Annotated in this window: 16 protein-coding genes and 2 pseudogenes; 7 read left to right on the top strand and 11 right to left on the bottom strand. The window is 68.8% G+C overall.

The annotated features are described in order from the left end of the window. The first annotated feature begins 297 nt into the window (after positions 1-297). A complete protein-coding gene (locus tag AC5JJ2_RS25440; RefSeq protein ID WP_495860857.1) occupies positions 298-4,653 on the top strand; it encodes a S8 family serine peptidase in 4,356 nt (1,451 codons plus the stop codon). A gap of 197 nt (positions 4,654-4,850) precedes the next feature. On the opposite strand, the gene AC5JJ2_RS25435 is transcribed toward AC5JJ2_RS25440, so the two are convergent. The 5 genes from AC5JJ2_RS25435 to AC5JJ2_RS25415 form a co-directional block, all read right to left on the bottom strand. Then, positions 4,851-6,317: a DUF1501 domain-containing protein gene (locus tag AC5JJ2_RS25435; protein ID WP_495860856.1), complete on the bottom strand. Its 1,467-nt coding sequence runs from the start codon at positions 6,315-6,317 to the stop codon at positions 4,851-4,853. Positions 6,318-6,507: 190 nt separating this feature from the next. Further along, the gene (locus AC5JJ2_RS25430) at positions 6,508-7,191 is read right to left on the bottom strand and encodes a tetratricopeptide repeat protein (protein WP_495860855.1); all 684 of its coding nucleotides are present in this window, start codon (positions 7,189-7,191) and stop codon (positions 6,508-6,510) included. 134 nt (positions 7,192-7,325) lie between these two features. Beyond that, the gene (locus tag AC5JJ2_RS25425) at positions 7,326-10,589 is read right to left on the bottom strand and encodes a S41 family peptidase (protein WP_495860854.1); all 3,264 of its coding nucleotides are present in this window, start codon (positions 10,587-10,589) and stop codon (positions 7,326-7,328) included. A 222-nt stretch (positions 10,590-10,811) separates the two neighbouring features. Next, positions 10,812-11,237 carry a TPR end-of-group domain-containing protein gene (locus AC5JJ2_RS25420; protein WP_495860853.1) on the bottom strand — a complete coding sequence of 142 codons (426 nt, stop codon included), beginning with the start codon at positions 11,235-11,237 and terminating at the stop codon, positions 10,812-10,814. Between the two features lie 214 nt (positions 11,238-11,451). Beyond that, positions 11,452-11,772 (bottom strand): hypothetical protein, encoded by a 321-nt coding sequence (locus AC5JJ2_RS25415; RefSeq protein WP_495860852.1) that lies wholly within the window; start codon positions 11,770-11,772, stop codon positions 11,452-11,454. Positions 11,773-12,126: 354 nt separating this feature from the next. On the opposite strand from AC5JJ2_RS25415, the gene AC5JJ2_RS25410 reads away from it, so the two are divergent. Then, on the top strand, positions 12,127-12,915 hold the full coding sequence (locus AC5JJ2_RS25410) for a hypothetical protein (protein WP_495860851.1): 789 nt from the start codon (positions 12,127-12,129) through the stop codon (positions 12,913-12,915). Between the two features lie 72 nt (positions 12,916-12,987). Further along, positions 12,988-14,007 carry a cysteine synthase A gene (gene cysK, locus AC5JJ2_RS25405; RefSeq protein WP_495860850.1) on the top strand — a complete coding sequence of 340 codons (1,020 nt, stop codon included), beginning with the start codon at positions 12,988-12,990 and terminating at the stop codon, positions 14,005-14,007. Positions 14,008-14,180: 173 nt separating this feature from the next. Here cysK and AC5JJ2_RS25400 read toward each other — a convergent pair whose 3' ends face one another. After that, positions 14,181-14,810, bottom strand: a complete 630-nt coding sequence (locus AC5JJ2_RS25400) for a hypothetical protein (protein WP_495860849.1) — start codon at positions 14,808-14,810, stop codon at positions 14,181-14,183. A 159-nt stretch (positions 14,811-14,969) separates the two neighbouring features. Here AC5JJ2_RS25400 and rplM point away from each other — a divergent pair, with 159 nt between their 5' ends. From rplM to rpsI (AC5JJ2_RS25385), 3 genes and pseudogenes are all read left to right on the top strand, one after another. Further along, on the top strand, positions 14,970-15,407 hold the full coding sequence (gene rplM, locus AC5JJ2_RS25395; protein WP_495860848.1) for a 50S ribosomal protein L13: 438 nt from the start codon (positions 14,970-14,972) through the stop codon (positions 15,405-15,407). 16 nt (positions 15,408-15,423) lie between these two features. Beyond that, a pseudogene (gene rpsI / locus AC5JJ2_RS25390) lies at positions 15,424-15,669 on the top strand (30S ribosomal protein S9); the annotation flags it as partial. Positions 15,670-15,960: 291 nt separating this feature from the next. Further along, positions 15,961-16,059 (top strand): annotated as a pseudogene (gene rpsI, locus AC5JJ2_RS25385) (30S ribosomal protein S9); the annotation flags it as partial. A 150-nt stretch (positions 16,060-16,209) separates the two neighbouring features. Here rpsI (AC5JJ2_RS25385) and AC5JJ2_RS25380 read toward each other — a convergent pair. The 5 genes from AC5JJ2_RS25380 to AC5JJ2_RS25360 form a co-directional block, all read right to left on the bottom strand. Next, entirely contained in the window at positions 16,210-17,043 is an 834-nt protein-coding gene (locus tag AC5JJ2_RS25380; protein ID WP_495860847.1) for a hypothetical protein, read from the bottom strand. Positions 17,044-17,061: 18 nt separating this feature from the next. Continuing rightward, positions 17,062-17,232 (bottom strand): hypothetical protein, encoded by a 171-nt coding sequence (locus AC5JJ2_RS25375; protein ID WP_495860846.1) that lies wholly within the window; start codon positions 17,230-17,232, stop codon positions 17,062-17,064. 61 nt (positions 17,233-17,293) lie between these two features. Next, complete coding sequence (locus AC5JJ2_RS25370; protein WP_495860845.1) at positions 17,294-18,451, bottom strand: NPCBM/NEW2 domain-containing protein; 1,158 nt, start codon at positions 18,449-18,451, stop codon at positions 17,294-17,296. 58 nt (positions 18,452-18,509) lie between these two features. After that, complete coding sequence (locus AC5JJ2_RS25365; RefSeq protein ID WP_495860844.1) at positions 18,510-20,213, bottom strand: SMP-30/gluconolactonase/LRE family protein; 1,704 nt, start codon at positions 20,211-20,213, stop codon at positions 18,510-18,512. 162 nt (positions 20,214-20,375) lie between these two features. Continuing rightward, positions 20,376-21,299 (bottom strand): DMT family transporter, encoded by a 924-nt coding sequence (locus tag AC5JJ2_RS25360; protein WP_495860843.1) that lies wholly within the window; start codon positions 21,297-21,299, stop codon positions 20,376-20,378. Positions 21,300-21,488: 189 nt separating this feature from the next. Here AC5JJ2_RS25360 and AC5JJ2_RS25355 point away from each other — a divergent pair, with 189 nt between their 5' ends. Next, a complete protein-coding gene (locus AC5JJ2_RS25355) occupies positions 21,489-21,830 on the top strand; it encodes a hypothetical protein (RefSeq protein ID WP_495860842.1) in 342 nt (113 codons plus the stop codon). Positions 21,831-21,942: the final 112 nt, after the last annotated feature.

Here is a 21,942-nt window from a genome sequence, read left to right as displayed (position 1 = left end):
GCCCCCCACCGGGCCAGCCCCGGTCTCGCGGGGGGGCCCACCCGCGACAGTCCGGGGGGCCCCCCCCCCGGGGCCCCAGGCAACGACCGTGGGCCGAAAATCCGCGCCAACCACGGGGCCGCGACCCGCGTACCATGACTGTGTAACGGCGCTGTTACAACCCCCTCAAGTTCCGCACACGGACCGGGCGGAATCGTGTAAATTGGAAAACGCGAAGCGGTCCGGGTTCGTCTCAAGTCTGAGGCGAATTGTCGGCACGCGGATCGGAACCGCCCCCACTTGCCGAACGGGACCCCGATGAAGCCCCTGCGAGAGTTACGACGCTGGCTCGGCCGAACCGGGCGGGACCGGCCTCTCGCGGGCAAGGCCCTGCGGTGCGAACGGCTCGAGGACCGCCTCACCCCCGCTTCCGGCCTCACGACCGGCACCGAACTCCTCGCCGTCACCACCTCCGGCCAGCCGATCCGCGACCTTCAAAACGTCGTCGCCGCGTTCGACCTCGCCGGGGCGATCGATTTCTCCCGCACCGAACTCGTCCTCAGCACCGCCGACGCCTCCCTCCTCCAGATCGGCCTCTCGTCTTCCGCCAACGCCCTGGCCGTCCAGCAGACGCTCCTCGCCACCGGGCTATACGCCAGCGTCGCGCCGAACTTCGTCTACTCCAGCGGGACGCCCGGCCTGACGGACGTTCGCGAGCGGACGCCGAACGACCCGCGGGCCGGCGAGCAGTACCACCACCCGATCATCCGCACGCCGACCGCCTGGGACACCACCATCGGCACGGCCGGGGTGATCGTCGCCGTGCTGGACGACGGCGTGTACGTCGCCCACCCGGACCTGCGGAACACCGTCTGGGCGAACGCGAAGGAGGTCGCCGGCGACGGGATCGACAACGACGCGAACGGGTTCACCGACGACACGGCCGGGTGGAACTTCGTCGGGAACAACAACAACGTCAACCCGACCGACCCGATCGCGGACAACCACGGGACGCAGGTGGCCGGGCTGATCGCGGCGCAGTTCGACAACAACGAGGGCGTCGCCGGCGTGGCCGGCGGGGCGCGGGTCATGCCGGTGAAGGTCGTCGGGACCGGCGGCTCGACCACGTCGCTAGCCCTGGCCCGCGCGATCAGCTACGCCGTGCAGAACGGCGCGCGGATCGTCAACACGAGCATCAACGTCGATCCGTTCGTGGACGACCCGACGTTCGCCGCCGCCGTCGGGATGGCCTACGACCGCGGGATTCTGCTCGTCAACTCCGCGGGCAACACCGGCACGAACAACCCGCCGCGGGTGACGCTGGAGGAACTCGTCGTCGTCGCGGCCAGCGACCGGAACGACGCGAAGACCGCCTACAGCAACTTCGGCAGCGGCATCGACATCACCGCCCCCGGCGGGACGGCCGACGACGGGCTGCTGACCACGATCCCGCTGACCGGGTACGCCGGGGCGTTCGGCACGAGCATGGCCGCCCCGCTCGTCGCCGGGGTCGCGGCCCTCGTCTGGAGCGCGAACCCGACGTGGACGCGGGACATGGTGGCCGCCGCCGTCATCGCCACGACCGACGACATCCTGGCGAAGAACCCCGACTACGAGGACCAACTCGGGTCCGGCCGGCTGAACGCGGCGAAGGCCGTCGGCACGGCGAAGGTCGTCACGAAGCTCGGCAAGCTGACCGGGCTGCCCGAGGAAGGGGCGGACGCCCCGGAGTCGATCACGTCGTTCAACCTCCGGCTGCACAGCCCGCTCGACCCGACGACCGTGACGAAGGCGAATTTCGAGCTGCGGTGGGCCGGGCCGGACGGCGCGTTCGGGTCGGCCGACGACGCGCTCTTGCCGTTCGACATCAACGGCGGCCGCGAGTACAAGATCGGCACGAACGACCTCGTGTTCACCGTGAACCGCACGCTCGACCGCGGGCTTTACCGGTTCACGGCGAAGGCCGGCGGCCTCCGCGACCCGTTCGGCTCGCCGATCGACGGCGACGGCAACGGGTCGGCCGGCGGCAACCTCGTCCGCAACTTCGGGATCGCGTACCAGGTCGGCGGCACGGTCTACAACGACGTGGACGACGACGGGTTCCAGGATTCCAACGACCCCGGCGTCCCCGGCGCGACGGTCTTCGCCGACCTGAACGGCAACGGCCGGCTCGACCGGTTCACGTTCACCGGCCAGGGCGGGGCGGCCCTCCCGGACGGCGGCACCGCCGCCGTTCCCGTTCCCGTGGGCGGGTTCTCCCAGGTCCAGGCCGGGCTGAGCGTTCGGGTGGAGATCTTCCACCCGCGGCCGTCCGAACTGACGATGGTTCTCGTCGCGCCGGACGGCACGCGGCTGACGCTGTTCGACCGCCGGTTCCTCCCGTCCAGCGGCACGTCCACCCACCTGTTCACGTTCGAGGACGGGATCGAGGAAGAGTCGGAGAGCATCTCGACGATCATGACCCACCGGCTGCGGCCGACCGAGCCGTTCGGCGACCTGGCCGGGCGGTCGGCCGGCGGGGAGTGGCGGGTCGAGGTGACGGACGCGGCCGGCGGGTCCGTCGGCGGCTTCCACAACGTCTCGCTGACGTTCGCGGCCGAGCCGACGGCGACGACGAACGCGAACGGGTTCTTCGCCCTCAACGGCTTGCCGACCGGCGGCCTGGCGTTCCTGCACGTCGGCCCGGTCGGGGGGTTCGCGCGGGCGGCGAACGGCGGGGCCGTCCCGGTCGATCCGTCCGGGCCGGCCCCGGCCGCGGGGATCGGGCTGACCCGCACGGCCGGCGTCGTCGGCCGGGTGCTGCAGGGGGACGGGACCGGCCTCGCGGACGCCGTCGTGTTCATCGACTTCAACCGGGACGGGGTGGCGAACGACGAGTTCATGACGCGGACGGATGCGTTCGGGAACTACGAGTTCCCCGGCCTGCCGAACGGCCTGTACCCGGTGACGGCCGCGCCGCCGCCGGGCTACCTGCCGGCGGCCGGCCGGTCGGTCGCGCTGACGCCGGACGCCCCGGTCGCCCGCGGGACGGACTTCGTCGTGAGCCGGGACGCGCGGCCGGTGACGGTGACCATCGCCCCGGTGACGCCGGCCCTCCGGAACTCGCCGGTCAACGCGATCGCGTTCGCGCTCAGCGAGCCGCTCCCCGGCCTGACCCTCGCGAACGTCGGGCTGAGTTTCAACGGCCAGCCGGTGTCGCTGGCCGGGGCGACGCTGATCGGCGGCGGGACGAGCTACACGGTCATCGGCCTCGGCGACGTGACCGGGGCGAACGGCACGTTCGCGTTCACCGTCGCCGCCCCCGCCCCGCCGGGCCAGCCGGAGCGGCAGCCGGCGTCGGTGTTCGTCTCGTGGACCGCCGACGTGTCGCCGCCGAACGTCCGGCTGGAGGGCATCTTCGCGAACGACGCCCTCGTCGGGGTGACGGTCCTCGCGGACGAGCCGGTCGTCGGGCTGAACGCGTCGGACTTCCGGGCGTTCGACCGGAACAACGTTGCGATCCCGATCGGCGGGGCGACGTTCGACGTGGCCCCGGACGGGCGGTCGGCGGTGCTGCGGCTGCCGGCGGAGGCGCTCGGCCGCGGGTACGTCCGCGTGCAGCTGGACGGGCCGGCGGCCGGCATCACCGACCTCGCCGGGAACCCGTTCCTCGGCAACTTCGGCGTCGCCCACTCGAAGGGCGGGCAGCAGCCGGGGCCGCAGGTGACGGCCCGGCGGACGGTGTTCGGCACGGACGCGGGCGGGTCGCCGGCGGTCATGGTGTACGACTCCACGACCGGGGCGCTGGTCCGCATCCTGCCGGTGTTCGAGCCGGGGTTCACCGGCGGCGTGCGGGTGGCGGCCGGGGACGTGACCGGCGACGGCGTCGAGGACATCGTCGTCGGGGCCGGCCGCGGCGGCGGGCCGCGGGTGCGGATCTTCGACGGCGTGACGTTCCAACCCGTCGCCGACTTCATGGCGTTCGAGCCGACGTTCACCGGCGGCGTGTTCGTGACCGTCGGCGACTTCAACAACGACGGCCGCGCGGACGTGGTCGTCTCCGCGGACAAGGGCGGCGGCCCGCGGGTGAAGGTCGTGGACGGGACGACGCAAAATGTGATCGCGGACTTCTTCGGCATCGCCGACGCGGCCTTTCGCGGCGGCGCGCGAACCGCGGTCGGCGACCTGAACGGCGACGGGTTCGCCGACCTGTTCGTGGCGGCCGGGGCCGGCGGCGGGCCGCGGGTCGCCGGGTACGACGGGCTAACGCTCGGCCCCGCCCCGCGGCGGCTGTTCAACGACTTCTTCGCGTTCGACCCGAACCTGCGGGACGGCGTGTTCCTCGCCGCCGGGGCGATGAACGCGGACGGGTTCGCGGACCTGGTGATCGGCGCGGGGGCCGGCGGCGGGCCGCGGGTCCGGGTGCTGTCCGGCCAGCAGCTCCTGGCGAACGTGCAGGCCCCGCTCGCGGACTTCTTCGCCGGCGACCCGCGGGGCCGGGCCGGCGTGCGGGTGGCGGTGAAGCACGGCGACCCCGGCAGCCCGTTCGCGGACCTGGTGACGGCCGACGGGTTGGGCGTCGGCCGCCGCGTCCGGCAGTTCTCCGCGGGCAGCTTCCAACAGGCCCCGCCGCGGCCGACCAGCGAGTTCGACGTGCTGTTCGACAGCGTGAACGGCGGCGTGTTCGTGGGGTAGGGATTCGTACCGAGTACCGGTACGCAGTACCCGGTAGGAACATCACAAACGAAGAAGCCCCGCAAACGCGGGGCTTCTTTCTTGTAGGGCGGGTCAAGGCTTTGCGCCCACCCGCCGGGACCGCAACCACGTCGGAGAAACGTCCATGTGGCTGGTTGCTCGGCGGGTCGGCGCAAAGCCTTGACCCGCCCTACAAATCACCCTAGCAACCCCGTCACCACCTCGCCCTTCACCAGCTCCCGCGGCTGGTTCAGGTGGTTGTACACGATCGTGTCCGGCTTGATGCCGACGCTGTGGTAGATCGTCGCCAGCAGCTCCGTCGGGTGGACCGGGTGCTCCAGCGGCGCGGACGCCGTCTTGTCGCTCTTGCCGTGGACGTAGCCCCGCTTGATCCCGGCCCCGGCCGCCAGCGCCGTGTAGCAGTACGGCCAGTGGTCGCGGCCGTCGTCCTGGTTCTGGTTGCCGGACGTGCTCACCCCTCGCTGCGGGCTGCGGCCGAACTCGCCGACCACCACCACCAGCGTGTCCTTCAACAGCCCCCGTTGGTCGAGGTCCTCGATCAGCGTCGCGACGCCGGCGTCGAGCATCGGGGCGGCCTGGTTCTTGAGCCGGTTCGACAGCCCGGCGTGCGTGTCCCAACTGTGGTTGTCGCTGTTCGCGACCTTCGGCCAGTTCACTTCCACGAACCGCGTCCCGGCCTCGATCAGCCGCCGGGCCAGCAGGCAGCACTGGCCGAACGTGTTCTTGCCGTACTTCTCCCGCAGGGCCGGCGTCTCCTTCGTCAGGTCGAAGGCGTCGCGGGCGCGGCCGGACACCACGAGGCCGAGCGCCTTGCCGTAGTAGGAATCCAGCTCGTACTTGCTGACCGCCTTCTCGATCTCCGGCATCCCCTTCGCGACCGTGTCCCGCAGGCTCGCCCGGCGGTTCATCCGCTCCGGCGTCAGGTCTTCGCGGAGCTTCAGGTCGTCCACCTTGATGCGGTCCATCTTCCCCATGTCCAGGTCGTCGCCGGACGGGTAGAGCAGGTACGGGTCGTAAGCCTTGCCCAGGAACCCGGCCGTGCCGCCCTTGCCGACGACGTTCGACTCTTGCAGCGGCCGCGGCATCATGACGAACGGCAGCATCGGCACTTCCGGCGGCTTGAACTTGATGATGTTCGAGCCGAGCGTCGGGAAGTCCTTCGGGCTGGGCGGTTCGAGCTGCCCGGACGCCGACACCTTGTCCGTCGTGTACCCGGTGTGCATCTGGTAGATGGCGGCCGTGTGGTTGAACAGGCCGTTCGGCGTGTAGCTCATCGTCCGGATGAGCGACGCCTTGTCGAGCTGCTGCGCGATCTTCGGCAGCAGCTCCGTGACGTGCGTGCCGGTGATCTTCGTCGGCGCGCTCTTGAAGATGCTCCGCACCTTGTCCGGCACGTTCTCCTTCGGGTCCCACAGGTCGAGGTGGCTCGGCCCGCCTTGCAGGTAAATCAGGATGACGCTCTTGGCCTTGCCGAACCCGCGGCCGCCGCTGTCCTTCGACGGGGCGGTGTTGCCCCTTGCTTCGGTGGCGAGCACGTTGGCCAGCGACAGCCCGGCGAGCGAGAGGCCGCCGAAGCGGATCAGTTCGCGGCGGCTGACGCCGTCGCACGTGTCGCGGCTGACTTCACCGGGGATCACGAGCATGAGGAGAGTCTCCGAGTCGAAAGTGCGTGAAGGCGGGTGTCGGACGGCCGACAGTTGGAAGTTTAATTGACCGACCGGCCGGGAGCAAGCGCAAAAGGCGGGAGGTCTTTGGCGAACGGCACGGCGTAAGCGTGCCGGTGTTGCACCGTGTCGCACACCGGCACGCTTACGCCGTGCCGTTCGCCTGTCGTCACTCCCCGTCGTCGAGCGCCTCGCGCAGGGCGCGGACGGCGTCCCGCAAGTCGTCGAGGGCCGGGTTCAGGTCCAGCGCCTGCTTGAACGCCCGCAGCGCGGCGCGCGGCTTGTTCAACTTTAGCAGGCACTGACCGAGGCCGGCGGCCGCGCCGAAGTGGAACGGGTTCATCCGCAACACCGACTTGCAGTCCGTCACGCTCCGGGAGAACTCGCCGCGGCGGAACAGGAGGATCGCCCGCTGGTTGTACGCCTCCGCGAACTCCGGGGCCTCGCGGATCAGGTCGTCGAGGGCCGCGAGCGTCTGCGCGAAGTCGCCGAGCTGCATCGCCTGTTGGAGCGACCAGCAGTGGTCCGCGTTGTCGCCGCGGTACCAGATTTCCCACAGCGCGTCCTGCGCGAACTTGCGGACGAGCCAGTCGTCGTCTTTGAGCGCAGCCGCGATCACGGCGTTGGACGAGAGCGTGCCGATCAACCCGAGGGCGAGGACGGCCGCCTGCCGGGCGAGCGGGTCGGCGTGGGTGACGAGCCGTTGGAGCGTGCCTTCCGTGTAGTTGTTCTTGATCGAGGCGCGGAACCCGCGGATCGCCCCTTGCACGCCGGCCTGCCAGAGGTCCTGGTCGTCCGTCGGCGACGGCTGCGGCAGCTTCTGGTAGAACGTGACGATCAGCGGTTCCGGCACGGCTGCGTCCCCACGGTGCGAGTTCTCATCAGCATATTACAGCATCGGTCGGGATCGCGCGACGGCATAAAAAAAGCCGACCCGCGGTCGCGGGTCGGCAAGGGCACGCGTCGTGCATCCGGCGGAACCGGCACTCAGTTGCCGCCCGTCTTCACGGCCGGGGTCGAAGTTTTCGCCGGGGCCATCGGCGTCGCCACGACTGGCTTCACCTCCGCCTTCACCGGCTCCGCCGCCACCGCCACCGGCAGCCCCTTCGCCTTGCGCCACGCGACCACGTCCGTCTGCACGGCCTTCAGCGCCTCGGTCAGCTGCGTGTCGTGGTCCTTCTGCCAGTCGGCGAACGTCTGCTCGACGGCCACGTCCGGCTGCACGCCCTCCTTCTCCATGTTCACGCCCTTCGTCGTGAACACGCCGGTCCGCGGGACGCGGAAGCTCGACCCGTCGATGAGCCGAATCTGGTACGTGCCGATGACGTGCCCGCCGGTCGCCTGGCCGACGACCTTGCCGAGGCCGACGCTGCGGAACGCGTGCGGGAAGATTTCCGCGTCGCTGTACGACCGGTTGTTGATGAGCAGGCTGACCGGCTTCGCCCACTTCCGGTCGTAGTTGCGGAGGACGAGGCCCTCGCCGCCGTTCCGCTGCTTGAAGATCGTGTGCTCCTTGCCGGTCAGGTAGTTCAGCACCTGGTCGTGCGTGAACCCGCCGCCGTTATTTCGGACATCGAGGACGATCGCCTCCTTGTCGAAGTTGTCGGAATACAGGGCGCGTACGAACGTCTCCAGCCCCTGCTCGTCCATGCCGGGGATGTGGATGTACCCGACCTTGCCGCCACTCTCCTTCGCAATTTGGGCGGCGTTCCGGTCCACCCACCGGTCGTACATCAGTTGCCCGATCCGGCCGCGGTCCTCGCCCTTCACCTCGACCCGCCGCTTCGCCTTCGGGTCGGCCGGGTTCGATGTCACGTCCAAGAGGATCGTCTCGCCGGTCTTGTTGTTCAAGAGCTGGCTGAGGTTCGTCTTGGCCGTCAGCTCCGTGCGGTCGATGGACAGAACAATGTCGCCGACCTTAAGGCCGAGGCCGCGTTTGTCGGCGGGGCCGCGCTTCAGGATTTCGGCGATCTTCAGCCCCGGCCCCTTGTGCGTCTCGTCGAAGATGAGGCCGAGGTCGGCGGTGAACTCGTCCGGGAACGGCATCCGGCCGGAGATACCCAGGTGCGAGGCGTTCAGCTCGCCGAGCATGAGGCTAACCAGCGAGTACAGGTCTTCCCGCTGCGCGACGTGCGGAACCAACTCCGCGTACTTCGCGCGGACCTTCTTCCAATCGGCCCCGTGGTGGGTGTTGTCGTAGAAGTAGTCGCTGAGCGTCCGCCAGCTCTGGGCGTACATCTCGGCGAACTCCTCGTCCCGCTTGATCGTCATCTTCGCGGAGAACGCCACCCGCTGCGGCTCGCTACTCGTGCTGCCGAGCATCATCGCCGCGATCGGGCTGGACCCGCCGGCCCGCGTCGCCCGCAGTTCGCCGGCCCCGTTCAAGAAGTAGATCAGCCCGCTCGCCTTCTTCGACCACCGGATGCCGCGGGGCGACTGGTTGCCGGTCGTCAGCCGGCTGACGGTCCGGCCGTCGCTGCTCGCGACCCACAGGTCGTCGCCGGTGGACATCGACCGGAAGGCGACCTGCGTGCCGTCCGGCGAGACGGACCCGCCCTCGGCCGACACGTTCCCGGCCCGCTCGACCCGCAGGTGCAGGTCGTCCCAGTCGAACTCGGCGGACCGGCTCGGCGTGCTGCCGTCGGCCGTCGGCTTGTAGAGGGACAGCACGTGCATCGAGTACATGCCCCGCCGCTGGGACAGGAACGCGATCTTCCCGCCGGTGTTGCTCCACGTCACGTCGCCGTTGTACGTCGCGTACCGGCTCACGTTCCGCGGCGGCTGCGACCCGTCCACCGGGGCGATGAACAGTTCGCTCGCGAACGACCCGTCCATCTTCGCGTAGACCAGCCACTTCCCGTCCGGCGACCAGTCGTAGTCCATCACCTGCACCGTGTCGATCAACACTTTCTGGTCCTTGCCGTCCGGCTTCATGGTCCAGAGCTTGCCGCCGCGGAGGAACGCGACCGTTTCGCCCTTCGGCGCGAAGCTGACGGCCGTTTCGTCTTCCGCCGAGTCGGTTAGCTTCGTCGTCTTGAACTTGTGCGCCTTCGTCATCTCCGGGTGTTCCACGTCGTCCGGCTCGAGGGCGTACAGGTCCATCACGCCGGTGCGGTCCGACGCGAACACGATCTTCTTGCCGTCCGGCGACCAGACCGGGGACGAGTCGAACGCCGGGTCGTCGGTCAGCCGCGTGGCCTTGCCGCCGGTCGGAACTTTCGTGAGGAACAGCTCACCGTGGACAACGACGACGGCGTGCGCCTCGTCCGGCGACAGCGCGAACTCCGTCGCGTCGCGGGTGTACGTCACGCTCCGTTCCGTGTTCTGCTTGTCGTCCGCGTAGACCTCGATCGCGAGTTTCCGGCTGTTCCCCGTCTTCGTGCTCACGACGAACAGGTCGGCCCCGCATTCGTAGACGATCCACTCGCCGTTCTTGCTGATCCGGGCGCGGCGGACAAACTCGTCGGTATGCTTCGTCAATGGCTTCGGCGGCCCGCCGGCGGGCGAAGTGGATTCCGGGTGAATCTCCTGCGACACGATGTTCGCGATGCCCGGCTTCTCCGGCGTCTCGCTGACGTAGTACATCGTCCGGCCGTCCGGCGACCACATGGGCGACGTGTCCTGGCCGTTGTAAGTGGTCAGCTTCCGGGCGTTACTGCCGTCCACGGCGGACAGCCAGATGTCGTCGTTCGACGACCCGCGGTAGCCCTTCCGATACCACAGCCCCGGCCCGCGGACGAACGCGATCTGGTTGCCGGTCGGCGCGAAGTACGCCTCCTTCGCTTCAAAGAGGTTTAGCCGCTTCTCCTGCCCGCCCTCGACAGGGACGGTGAACACGTCCTGTCCGACGGGGTAACTCGTCGAGCGGGTCGAGCCGAAGACGACGGACTTCCCGTCCGGCGTCCAGCCGCTGACGATGTCCATCGCGCTGTCGAACGTCAGCCGCTTCGGCTTCCCGCCGTGGACGGCGACGACGAACACGTCGTAGCTGCCGTACCGGTTGGACGAGAACGCGATCTGTCGGCCGTCCGGGCTGAGGCACGGGTAGAGGTCGTGGGCCTCGTGCATGGTCACCGGCCGGGCGACGCCGCCGATGGCCTCGACCGTCCAGATGTCGCCGAGGTAGCTGAACGTGACGAGCTTGCCGTCCGGCGAGATGTCCGGCGTGCGGGCGAAGCGGATCGGCTCCTGGGCGGCGGCCGCCGACAGGGTGGCGGCCGCGAGGACGGCCGCGAGTGCGAATCGGAGCATGGCAGGGCACATCCCGATGAAGGCAAGGTGAGGACGGGGTGAAGCGTCGGTAATCTTTCTCCAGCTTAACAGCCGTCGGCCGGATTGCAAAGCGAACGGCAAGTTGGAGAAGCTACCCAATTCTACGACGAGCGGGAGAGGGAGAATAAACCTTAGAGGCGGTCATTCGTGATTGGTGATTGGTGATTGGGAGAACCGTTTTTTCCAATCACGAATCACCAATCACGCCTTCTTGAACGCCCCAAACTCGGCGAGCATCTGGCGGAACCGGGGGTCCTTGCGGAGCGAGTCGAGGTCGGTGTCCTGGACCATGAACCGGAAGTCGCGGTAGCCCAGCTCCACCGCCTTGCGGAGCGTCTGGAGGGCGAGGTCCCGCTGCTTCAGGACCGCGTACCGGCAGGCCAGGTTGTAATGGGCCGTCGCGTCGCCCGGCCGCGCGGCGACGAGCCGCTGATCGACCCGCAGGCCGTCCTTGAACCGGCCCTTCGACGTGAGGTTGCTGGCCTGCGCCCGGAGCACCTCGGCGAAGTCCGGCACGCGGGCGAGCAGCCCCTCGAAGAATTCCAGCTCGAAGTCGATTTGCGGCCGCTCGGCCAACATCGCCAGAACGGACCCGGACGGGGTCGGTCGCTTATTCGAGTTGGGCATAAACAATCCCCGGTGTGAAGCGAGGAGAGGGTCGGCCGGGCACGGCCGACGGCGGGCAGGGAGCGCCTACCCATCTAATCGAATATAACTCGCGAAATCGGTGTCAACAATCGCGGAGTGGGTGGGATTTTTCACCGGCCGCGAAACGGGAAACGCGTTGCGCGGCCGGTCGGGTTGGAACGAAAAAACCCCGGCCGTCGGCCGGGGTTTGCGGTCAGGCGTCGTCTTCCTCGTCCAGGTCGTCGTCGTCCTCGTCGTCGTCATCGAGGTCGTCGTCGTCGTCGTCCAGGTCGTCGAACTCCTCGTCGTCCAGGTCGTCGAACTCCTCGTCGTCCAGGTCGTCGTCGTCCCCGAGGTCGTCGTCGTCGAGGTCGTCGTCGTCGCCGAAGTCGTCGTCCTCGTCGTCATCTTCCTCGTCGTCGAGGTCGTCGTCCTCGTCTTCGTCGGCGAGTCGGATCGGGTCTTCGTAGTGCCCCTCCGCCCACTCGCGGCGGCCCGCCGCCCTTCCCGGCAGCGTCAACAGTCGTGCGGCCATTGTTTCTCTCCTCCGTTGCGGATGGTGACGGCGGGTTGCCCGGTTTGCAGACCTATCGGCGTCCGCGCGTCGAAACTCCAAGAATGAATCCGTCCCGCTTCCGAAAGGAGCGGGTTGGCGGTCGTCGTGTTCGCGAGTCCGAGGGGTCCGGCGGCGGGACGGAAATTCCTTCCGCGCCAGCCGGTTAAGGCCCCGTGAGGTCGGTTTAAGGTAGACGCTTCTTAGGAACCCCTGGGGGTGTGTCAAGCAATTCTTTTCAAATTTCCGTCGGGAGAAAATCCGGCCCGTCGTCACACCCTCCCGCCGGCCGTAAGGTATCCCCGAACGGCAAGTTACAGCCGGGGAGAAGGCGCGATGCCGGACGCGACGGGCGATGAAGAATCGAAAAAAACCGAGCTCCCGCCGCCGGACACGTTCTTCCTCAGCGGCGGCGGTCCGCGGCTCGACGACGGCGGCCCCGTTTACAAGGAATCGCCCCCGGACCCGGCCGCCCTCCCGCCCGGCCGCGTCGCCGAGCCGTGGAACGCGGCGACGGCGTTCCTGTTCGTGCTGATCGTGATCGCGTGGGCCGTCCGGCTGCGGGGGCGGTATCGGACGCACCCGTTCGTGACGGCGTGCCTGCCGGTGCTGCTCGCCGGCGGCGTCGGCGGGACGCTCTACCACATGCACCGGTCGCGGTACGCCTACTTCATCCTGGACGTGGTCCCGATCTCGCTCCTCGGCTTCGCCGGGGCGATCTACCTGGCCGTCCGGCTCAGTCGGAGGTCCGGCTGGCTGCGGGTCGGCCTCTGCATCGCGGCGGCGGTCGGAGGCTACCTGTTCCTGAACGGCGTGCTGTTCCGCGGGCTGCTCGGCACGTTCGGCGGCAACCCGAACATGATCGTGAACATCTCCTACGCCTCGCTGGCGGCCGTCCTCCTGATCCCACTCGGCGTGGTGCTGGCCCGCACCCGGTTCCGGCACGGCGGGTTGGTGCTGGCGGCGCTCGCCAGCTTCGGCATCGCGTGGTTCATGCGGCTCGCGGACGCCGCCCCGCCGGGCGACCTGCCGATGGGCACGCACTGGCTGTGGCACGTCTTCGGCGCGGGCACGACCGTGGCGATCATGGAATACTTCCACCGGCTGGAGGTGGAGGCGGTCTGAACCGACTCTAGACAAATTCGGCCGTTTCGGTGTAACACCAGAACATCTTCTCTCCAGGAACGAGGCCCCGTCATGCAACCGACCGCCGACATCCGCCCGAAGGTGTACGACACCATCACCGACACCGTGGGCGGCACGCCGCTCGTCAAGATCCGCCGCGTCTCCGACGGCGCGAAGGCGACCGTCCTCGGCAAGCTCGAGAACTTCAACCCGCTCTGGTCCGTCAAGGACCGGATCGGCGTCGCCATGATCGAGGACGCCGAGGAGAAGGGGAAGATTCAGAAGGGCACGGTCATCATCGAGCCGACGAGCGGGAACACCGGCATCGGCCTCGCGTTCGTCTGCGCGTCCCGCGGGTACAAGCTCATCGTCACGATGCCGGAGAGCATGTCGCTCGAGCGCCGGCGGCTCCTGAAGGCGTTCGGGGCGGAGCTGCACCTCACGCCCGCGGACAAGGGGATGAACGGGGCCGTCGCCCGCGCCGAGGAGCTGCTCCGCGAGATGGGCGGGGAGCCGAAGGCGTTCATCCCGCAGCAGTTCAAGAACCCGGCGAACCCGGCCGTCCACCGCCGGACGACGGCCGAGGAAATCTGGACCGCGACCGGCGGCAAGTTCGACGTCTTCGTCTCCGGCGTCGGGACCGGCGGTACCGTCACCGGCTGCAGCGAAGTGTTCAAGGACCGCAACCCGAACATCCAGATCGTGGCCGTCGAGCCGGTGGTGAGCAACGTGCTCGCGCAGCACATCCAGCAGGGCGTGCCGGTGGACAAGGTGACGCCGAACCGCCACAAGATTCAGGGCATCGGGGCCGGGTTCGTGCCGGGGATCATCCAGGACGGGCTGAAGCGGGCCGCCGAGAAGGGCCGGAAGCTGATCGACGAGATCGTGCAGGTGACGGACGACGAGTCGTTCGAGGTGGCCCGCCGGCTGGCGAAGGAGGAGGGGATGCTGTGCGGCATCTCGTGCGGGGCGGCGATGGCCGCCGGGCTGAAGCTGGCGCACCGGCCGGAGAACGCCGGGAAGACGATCGTGGTCGTGCTGCCGGACCTCGGGGAGCGCTACCTGAGTACGGCGCTTTACCCGGAGGCGTAATAGTAGTAGGCACACTCCGTGTGCCGTCTGCTGTCGGCCGCAGCGACTCGGGCGAATTCACCGATGCGCCGAGGAGACGGCACACGGAGTGTGCCTACTACTATGGTCGGCCGCAGCGGCTCTCACCAACTCCCCGCGGCCGACAAGAGACGGCACACGGAGTGTGCCTACTACTATGCCCGCGTGCCGAAGTAGGCACTCACGACCACCAGCTCGACGGCCTGCCAGTAGTGCATGAAGTCGTCCATCTTGCTGCCGCCGCCGGCGACGGCGAAGAACAGGGCGATCTCCAGCGACAGCATGATGAGGCCGAGGACCGAGAACCACGCCCGCAGCGACTGGAAGATGTGGTTGTCCCGGCCGAGCACGAACCGCAGGAACAGGCCGAACGCGAACCCGCCGCCGAGGCAGCCGAGGAACGGGACCCACCACGCCCGGACCTCGTCCGGGTCCGGCGTCAGCCGCTGCTGGACGACGGCCATGTCGCGGGTGGCCATCACGAACAGTACGACCGCCGCGCTCCCGCCGACGAACACCAGCCGCAGGAACCACGGCAGGAACGGGGACGTGTCCTTCTCCGCCACGATCGGGGACGACGCGAACGCCATCAGCACCAGCCCGAGCAGGAAAAAGTGGGCCAGCACCGCCTTCGCTGGGGAGTCGGTCGGCAACAGCAACAGCAGCCAGAAGAACGCGCAGATGAGGACCGACATGATCCCGCGGACGCTGCCGAGCGGCAGCCCGAACGGGTGGCGGACTTCCATCTTCAACGGCGGCATGGTGTGCGTCGTGATGTTCGACATGGCGAACCCTTTCGGGGAGAGGCGTTCCCTTTCTCTATGGGTTCTTCGCCACGCCGGGGCGGAACTTTCTCGAATCGGTCCCTTGACGATGGTTCCGGGCGATTTATCATGACTCTCTTGTCAAAAAAATGACCGTACCGACGGAAGGTTCCTGCTGCAATGTCCACGTACATGGCCAACGCCCAGACGGCGACCCCGCAATGGTTCGTCATCGACGCCACCGACCAAGTGGTCGGCCGGCTCGCCGTCGTCATCGCGAACCTGCTCCGCGGCAAGCACAAGCCGACGTACACGCCGCACGCGGACACCGGCGACTTCGTGATCGTCGTGAACGCGGACAAGGTGAAGTTCACCGGCAACAAGTGGGACGCGAAGACGTACCAGACGTACTCGCACTACGCCGGCGGGCAGAAGGTCATCCCCGCCAAGGAGATGCTCCAGAAGCACCCGACGGACATCCTCCGGCTGGCCGTCAAGCGGATGATCCCGAAGGGGCCGCTCGGGTACAAGCAGATCACCAAGCTCAAGCTGTTCGCCGGGCCGGCGCACGAGCACCAGGCGCAGCAGCCGGTCGAATTCAAGCTGGCGAACATCTAACCAGGGACCGCGCGACATGGCGACGAAAGAAGCGAAGACGTACTACCTCGGCACCGGCCGCCGCAAGACCTCCGTGGCCCGCGTCCGCGTGTCCGACGGCAAGGGGAGCATCCTCATCAACGGCCGGACGCTCGAGCACTACTTCAGCGAGGACAAGGACCGGGCGGCCGTGATGGGGCCGCTGGTCGCGACCGAGCTGGCCAACCGGCTGGACATCCTGGTCAAGGCCCAGGGCGGGGGCATCACCGGCCAGGCGGACGCCATCAAGCAGGGCATCGCGCGGGCCATCAAGGTCATGTTCGCCCCGACGACCGAGCGGAAGTCGGTGACGGTCGGGAACGTGACGGCGGTGCGGGCGTGGAAGAAGGAAGTCCGCGGCGAGGCGGCGTCCAAGCCGCTGCCGCCGGCCCCAAAGCCCGCGATTCCCGCCCCGGCGATCAAGCCGGCCGGCCCGAAGATGGCGATCCAGCCGAAGCCGAGCGCCGACGGCGCGGCCCCGGCCGCCCCCGCCGGCCCGCCGGAAGACCCGGCCATCGGCATCGTCCGCAAGCTCCGCGACGGCAAGTTCCTGACCCGCGACAGCCGGATGAAGGAGCGGAAGAAGTACGGCCTCCGCGGTGCCCGCCGCGGGACGCAGTTCTCGAAGCGGTAACGCCGAGATCGGAACGAGAAACGCCCGCGGAGATTTCCGCGGGCGTTATTGTTTTGACATCATGTAGGGCGGGTCAAGGCTTTGCGCCGACCCGCCGTCGCGGTCCCGGCCGGTTCGGCGCAAAGCCTTGACCCGCCCTACAAAACCTCGTCACTTCGCCTTCAGGTCGTACTTCTTCGCGAACTCCTCGGCCGCCTTTGTCGCCGGCGCGTCCGGGTGGACTTTCACCAGCGTGTTGTACGCCTGGGTCATCTGCTTCAACTGCGGGGCGAACGCCTTCTTGAACTCCGCCGACTTCAGGTCCGTGTCGTCCTTCAGCCGGGCGGACACCAGCGTGTCGAGCTTCCGCAAGGTTTCGAGCGTCGGCCGCGCCTTCAACTCGGCGACGACGACCTTCTCCTGCTTCAGCTTGCCGACCAACTCGTTCGCCTGCATCCCGAGCGACAGCCCCTTCCACCGGGTCAGCGTCAGGGCCGCCAGGTCGTAGGCGGCGATCGGGTCGTCCTTCGCGGCCGCCTTCGCCTCGTCGAGCCGCTTCTGCGCGACCTCGGTGATCTTCCCGATGATCGCCTTCGCCGGCTCGGACACCTTCTTGTCCGAATCGCCCTTGAGCGCGTTCAGCTTCTTGAGCGCGTCGATGGGCGAGCCGCCCTTCTTGAGCGCGTCGGCGACGGTGGCGATCGACTTCGGCGGGTCCGAGATGCCGGCCGTGAGGGCCGCGCCGATCGCGGGCCGGAGCTTCCCCTCGACCTTGTCCGGGTGCCCCTCGTAGACGCACGCGCCGGCGTGGTCGAACAGGTAGCAATGGGGGATGCCGCCGCCCCCGTCGCCGCCGACGGCCCCGCCCTGCACGACGGGGAAGCGGACGCCGAGCGCCCGGCACGCCGCCTTGAGGTCGTCCGCCCCGACGTTCTGGGCGTGCAACCCGATCACGACCAGGCCGAAATCCGAGTAGTCTTCGTTCCACTTGACCAAGTGGGGCATACTCGCGACGCACGGCCCTCAGTTGATCCCCCAGACCTCGACGAGCACGACCTTGCCGGCCAAGTCGTCGGCCGACGGCTTTTTGCCGACCCGCTCCTCGCCGAGCCGCAGCTGGGAGAGCTTGGGGTCGGCGGCCCCGGCCGGGGCCGCGACGGCGGCGACCGCGAGGGCCATCAACAACGCGCGCATGAGCAGGACTCCGATGGGTGAAGGTAGTTCCAGAGAGCATACCCCACCGGCGGGCGGAATGCTACTCGACGAGTTTCGCGTCGGCCCAGTTCACGTCCGCCTGCACGTCGCCGGCGGGGCCGAAATCGACGAGGAGGGTCAGCTCCTTCGCCTTCGCGAGGTCCACGCTCACGGCGACGGGGCCGGTCGCCGTCGAGAGTTTCGCCAAGCCCTCGACGGGTTGTTCCTTGCCGTCCACGAGAATCTTGACGCTCGCCGTCCCGCGGCGGCCGGTGTCCGCGTCCAGCCCGACGAGCGCCGTGAACCGTCGGTACTTCCCGTTCAAGGAGTACGTCAGCGTCGTCCGCGGGTGCGTGCCCAGGCCGGTGTCGAACGTGGACGTGCCGATCTTCGACCAGAGCCGCAGCGGGCGGGCCTTCACCGTGCGGTTCGGCTGCCACGGCCACGCGAGCGAGTTGAACGGCTCGACCTTCTCCGCCTTCGGCTTCAGGTCCGCGAGCGCCGTCGCCTTGCCTTGCAGCACGTCGAGCGAAACGAGGTCGCGGACCGGAACCTCGACGGCCGGGCCGCTCGCCGCCGTGCCGCGGAGGGTCGTGGCGTCGGCGGTGACGTTCGTCAAGCTGATCCGCGTGCCGTCGGCCAGCACGGCGCGGGCGAACGGCCCCTTCACCTTGCGGACGGCCGTGAGGCTAGGGTTGAACGCGACGGCGGCCACCGCGGTCGGTTCGAGCGTGACGGCCGTGCCGTCCGGGGTGCGGCGGACGCGGAGGGAGCCGCCGTCGAGGAACCGCTCGATGTCGCCGGCGACGGTGTCGCCGTTCCGCAGCAGGATCACGTCCGACTTGCGGTTCGCGTCGAGCCAGTCGTAGCGGTCCGGGAACTCGGAGGCTTCTTCGGGCGGCGGCGTCAGCCAGAGGACGCGGACGGACGGCAGCGGCAGCCGCAGGCCCTTCGCGCCGAGCGCGGACTTGAGCGTGACGGCCGCGTCGTCGCCGCCGAGCAGTTCGCCGGGCACGCGGTCGCCGTTCGCCAGGATCGCGCCGGCGGTCCGCGGCCACGGCGGCAGCGGCGTGCCGGCGCGGCGGAGGGAGACGAGGGTCGCGAGCGCCGACTTGTCGAGCGGCTGCCACGGGGCGGATTTCGTTTCCGTCGCGGTGGTGGACGTGAATTGCGGGGCGGGCGGTTGCGCCAGGGTGAGTGCGAGAAGTGTGACGAACATGCAGGAAGTCTCCGCGCGAAAGCCCAGGCACGGCCGTCCCTGGGCTTTCGCCCACGAGTTACAGCCCCGGTGCCTTCGGCTTGAACGGCGCGTCGAACGTGTTCGCCCCCTTCTGCTTCACCTTGCGGCTGTACACCCTTTCGCCGCACGTCGCGTAGAGGATGTCGAAGTCCTTGCCGCCGAACGCAAGGTTCGCGCACTTGCCGTTCGGCGTCGGGACGATGCCGTTCACGCGGCCGGCCTGGTCGCAGAACTGCACGCCGATCCGCGTGGCCACGTACAGCGTGCCGTTGCGGTCGCACTTCAGCCCGTCGGCGCTCGCCTCGTCGGCCGTGTCCGGGACGTGCAGGTGGAAGTATTTTTGCTTGTGCTTCAGGCTCCCGTCCGGCTGAATCTGGAAGCTGTAGACCCAGTGCGTACGGCTCTCGGCGACGTACAGCAGCGTCTGGTCCGGCGACACGGTGATCCCGTTCGGGAACCGGATGCCGGTATCGACCTCCTTCCTCTCGCCCTTCGCGGTGACGAGCAAAATTTTGCTCTGCGGCAGGTTCGCGCCGTTCGGGGCGGTGACGTAGAAGTTGCCGTTGTGCAGCGCCACCAAGTCATTCCCCTTCACCCCGGCCGCGACCGGCACGCGGGTGTCGCCGTCGTACCGCACGAGCGGGTCGAGGTTGCTGCCGACGCCGTAGAGCTTCCCGTCCGGCCCGAACGCGAACCCGGACGCCCGCCCGTTGTCGGCGCTCACCTCGACCGGCTTGCCGTCCTCGCCGACCTTGTACGTCTTCCCCTGCGGCACGTCGGTGAAGAACAGTTCGCCCTTCGCGTTGGCGATCGGTCCTTCCGTGAACTTGTACCCGTCGCCGACGAGCTTCCACCCCTCGCCGGGGACGAGCAGGTTCTGCAAGTTCGGCGACCCCTTCCCGGCCTTCACCGGCTCCGGCCAGCCCTTCCACAGCCACTCGACCGCCTCGGGGAACAGCTTCGTCGCGGCCTGGCCGTTGTGCCCGCCTTTGCCCCAGGCGTGCTCGACCTCGTACCCGGCGAACTTCAGCGCCCGCTCCATCTCCTGGTTCGCCATCCACCAGTCGCCGCCGTAGATGTTCAGGTCGTTCTCGCCGTCCTCCAGGAAGACGCGGATCGCCTTCGGCTCGGTCTTGCGGACGAGCGTCGGGTAGTCGTTCCCGCCGCGGAGGCCGACGTAGGTGCCGATCGCGCTGAAGACGCGGCTGAACTCCTCCGGCCGCTCCCACGCGGCGGTGAACGCGCAGATCGCGCCGCTGCTCGACCCGCCGATGGCCCGGTCGTTCCCCTTCTTGGACAGCACGATCTTCCGCCCGTCCGGGGCGGCCTTCGTCTCCACGTCCGGCAGCAGCTCCTCCAGCAGGAACCGGGCGTAGTTGTCGCCGAGGCCGTCGTACTCGTAGCTGCGGTTGAACCGGTCGAGCGCCTGCTCGCCGTTCGCCGCCTTCACCCGGCCGTGCATGATGAAGACGCCGATGGTGACCGGCATCTTCTTCTCGTGGATGAGCTTGTCGAAGACCTCCGGGGCCTTGAACTGGATGCCGTCCTGGTTGACGTGGACGCACGCCGGCGTCTTGCCGTCGTACTGCTTCGGCACGTAGACCCAGTAGTCGCGGTACGTGCCGGGGAAGATTTTGCTGTTCTCGAAGCTGTACTTCGTCACGTCGCCCTTCGGCGGCGCGTCCTGGGCCGCGGCCGCGAGGCCGCCGGCGAGGAGGGCGATGAGGGAGAGGGATCGCATGGGAAGTGCCCTGTGGGGTGGGAAGACCGTGCGGCGATTGTAGGGCGGGCGGCGCGAGGCGGACACGCCGTCACTGCTGTATATAGCCGCCGGCTTGCCGGCGGGGTTTTGGGGTCGCGAAACCCCGCCGGCAAGCCGGCGGCTATATACAAGCCGGCCGACTCACTCGATCGCCACCGGCTCCTGGATCGGCGGCTTCTTGGCCTTCCGCTCCCGCATCATCAGCCACCCGGTCGGGCCGAGGATGAGCAGCGTGCCGAAGACGTTCATCGGCGTGAACGTCTTCCACCCGGCGGCCGCCTCGACGGCCATTACCATGACGACCTGCGACAGCCCGACGACGGAAATCTTCGTCGCCGTGCCGCGGGAGAACGCGAGCGTCAGGAACACCTGCCCGACCATCGCCGTGACGCCGATGCCGAGCAGCCGGACGGTCATGGGCGTCGATCGGAACGGGTCCGGGCCGTCCTTCACCGGGAACAGGACGAACGCCGCGGCGCAGAACAGCGTGGACACGGCCGAGAAGTGGACGACGACGGCCATCGGCTTGATCGCCTTCAGCCGGTTCAGGCCGAGCATGGCGAGGGCGGTGAAGAACGACGCCGCCACCGCCGACAGCGCCGGGACGAGGCGGAACACCTGCACGGTGGAGGTTTCGCCCTCCCGCGGGTAAACGGCCAGCGACACGCCGACGACGGCGATGACGACGGCCACCCACACGCCGCGACTGGGCTTCTCGCCGACCATCGGCCACGACAGGAGCGCCACCCAGACCGGGAACGTGTTCGTGAGCGTCAGCACCTCGGACGCATGCAGGTTGGCGAGCGCGAAGAACGTCGAGAGCATGCTGCAGCTGCCGGCGATGCTCCGCAGCCACAGCGCCCGCGGGCCAACCACGACGAGCGGCACGCCGAGGGCGAGGGCGACGACGAACGCGAGCAGGAACGCAACGCTACTGCGGACCGTGGCAAGCGTCTGCCAGGCGACGCCTTCCGCCCCGAGGCCGCTGCTCAGCAGCGACATGGCCGAGAACCACCCGCACCCGCACAGCATCCACACGAACGGGCGAACACCGCTAGTAGTCATTCAGAAACGATAGGGAATCGCCGAAAGCCTGACTTCCGAAGTCCGGCTTCGACTTCGGAAGTCGAGCGGGGCGAAGGGCAACGGGACCGGGAAGGACCGCCCCCGCGTGGGATCGACTTCCGAAGTCGAAGCCGGACTTCGGAAGTCAAGGTCCTGCGTATCATGGGGCAACCTCCGAGGGGACGACCGATGTACGCGAGCGGGCCGTGGAAGGGCTTCTGGCAGCAAGACATCCTCGGCCGACAGCCGATGGAGCAGTTCGAGTTACGGTTCGTCCCGACCGGCGAGATCACCGGCCGCGGGTACGACGTGGTCGGCGTGTTCGTCTTCGCCGGCCGGTTCGACCCGACGACGGGCGAACTTCGGATGACCAAGCAGTACCTCGGCAAGCACGAGGTCGAGTACGTCGGCCGCAACGACGGCGAGGGGCGGATCGTCGGCCGGTGGTCGGTCGGCGGCGGGCACACCGGCCCGTTCAGCATGCACCCGGTCGTCCGCGGCGACGAGCCGATCCAGGAGATCGTCGTGTAGGGTGGTGGGGGGGGGGGGGGGGGCCCCCGCGGGGGGGGGGGGGGGGCGGGGGGGGGGGCCGCGCCCGGCCCCCCCCCCCCCCCCCGGGGGGGCGCGGGGGGGGCGGCGGGCG

It is taken from the genome of Limnoglobus sp. (assembly GCF_059499385.1).
The sequence above is the reverse complement of the archived record's forward strand: the minus strand, read 5'-3'. Positions and strand labels throughout refer to the sequence as shown.

Bases quoted from the DNA above. Each gene is read 5' to 3' on its own strand.
- AC5JJ2_RS25370 (WP_495860845.1), bottom strand. From the start codon at position 18,451: ATGTTCGTCACACTTCTCGCACTCACCCTGGCGCAACCGCCCGCCCCG.
- AC5JJ2_RS25355 (WP_495860842.1), top strand. From the start codon at position 21,489: ATGTACGCGAGCGGGCCGTGGAAGGGCTTCTGGCAGCAAGACATCCTC.
- AC5JJ2_RS25435 (WP_495860856.1), bottom strand. From the start codon at position 6,317: ATGCTCGTGATCCCCGGTGAAGTCAGCCGCGACACGTGCGACGGCGTC.
- AC5JJ2_RS25360 (WP_495860843.1), bottom strand. From the start codon at position 21,299: ATGACTACTAGCGGTGTTCGCCCGTTCGTGTGGATGCTGTGCGGGTGC.
- AC5JJ2_RS25420 (WP_495860853.1), bottom strand. From the start codon at position 11,237: ATGCCCAACTCGAATAAGCGACCGACCCCGTCCGGGTCCGTTCTGGCG.
- cysK (WP_495860850.1), top strand. From the start codon at position 12,988: ATGCAACCGACCGCCGACATCCGCCCGAAGGTGTACGACACCATCACC.
- rplM (WP_495860848.1), top strand. From the start codon at position 14,970: ATGTCCACGTACATGGCCAACGCCCAGACGGCGACCCCGCAATGGTTC.
- AC5JJ2_RS25400 (WP_495860849.1), bottom strand. From the start codon at position 14,810: ATGTCGAACATCACGACGCACACCATGCCGCCGTTGAAGATGGAAGTC.
- AC5JJ2_RS25440 (WP_495860857.1), top strand. From the start codon at position 298: ATGAAGCCCCTGCGAGAGTTACGACGCTGGCTCGGCCGAACCGGGCGG.
- AC5JJ2_RS25365 (WP_495860844.1), bottom strand. From the start codon at position 20,213: ATGCGATCCCTCTCCCTCATCGCCCTCCTCGCCGGCGGCCTCGCGGCC.
- AC5JJ2_RS25415 (WP_495860852.1), bottom strand. From the start codon at position 11,772: ATGGCCGCACGACTGTTGACGCTGCCGGGAAGGGCGGCGGGCCGCCGC.
- AC5JJ2_RS25375 (WP_495860846.1), bottom strand. From the start codon at position 17,232: ATGCGCGCGTTGTTGATGGCCCTCGCGGTCGCCGCCGTCGCGGCCCCG.
- AC5JJ2_RS25425 (WP_495860854.1), bottom strand. From the start codon at position 10,589: ATGCTCCGATTCGCACTCGCGGCCGTCCTCGCGGCCGCCACCCTGTCG.
- AC5JJ2_RS25380 (WP_495860847.1), bottom strand. From the start codon at position 17,043: ATGCCCCACTTGGTCAAGTGGAACGAAGACTACTCGGATTTCGGCCTG.
- AC5JJ2_RS25410 (WP_495860851.1), top strand. From the start codon at position 12,127: ATGCCGGACGCGACGGGCGATGAAGAATCGAAAAAAACCGAGCTCCCG.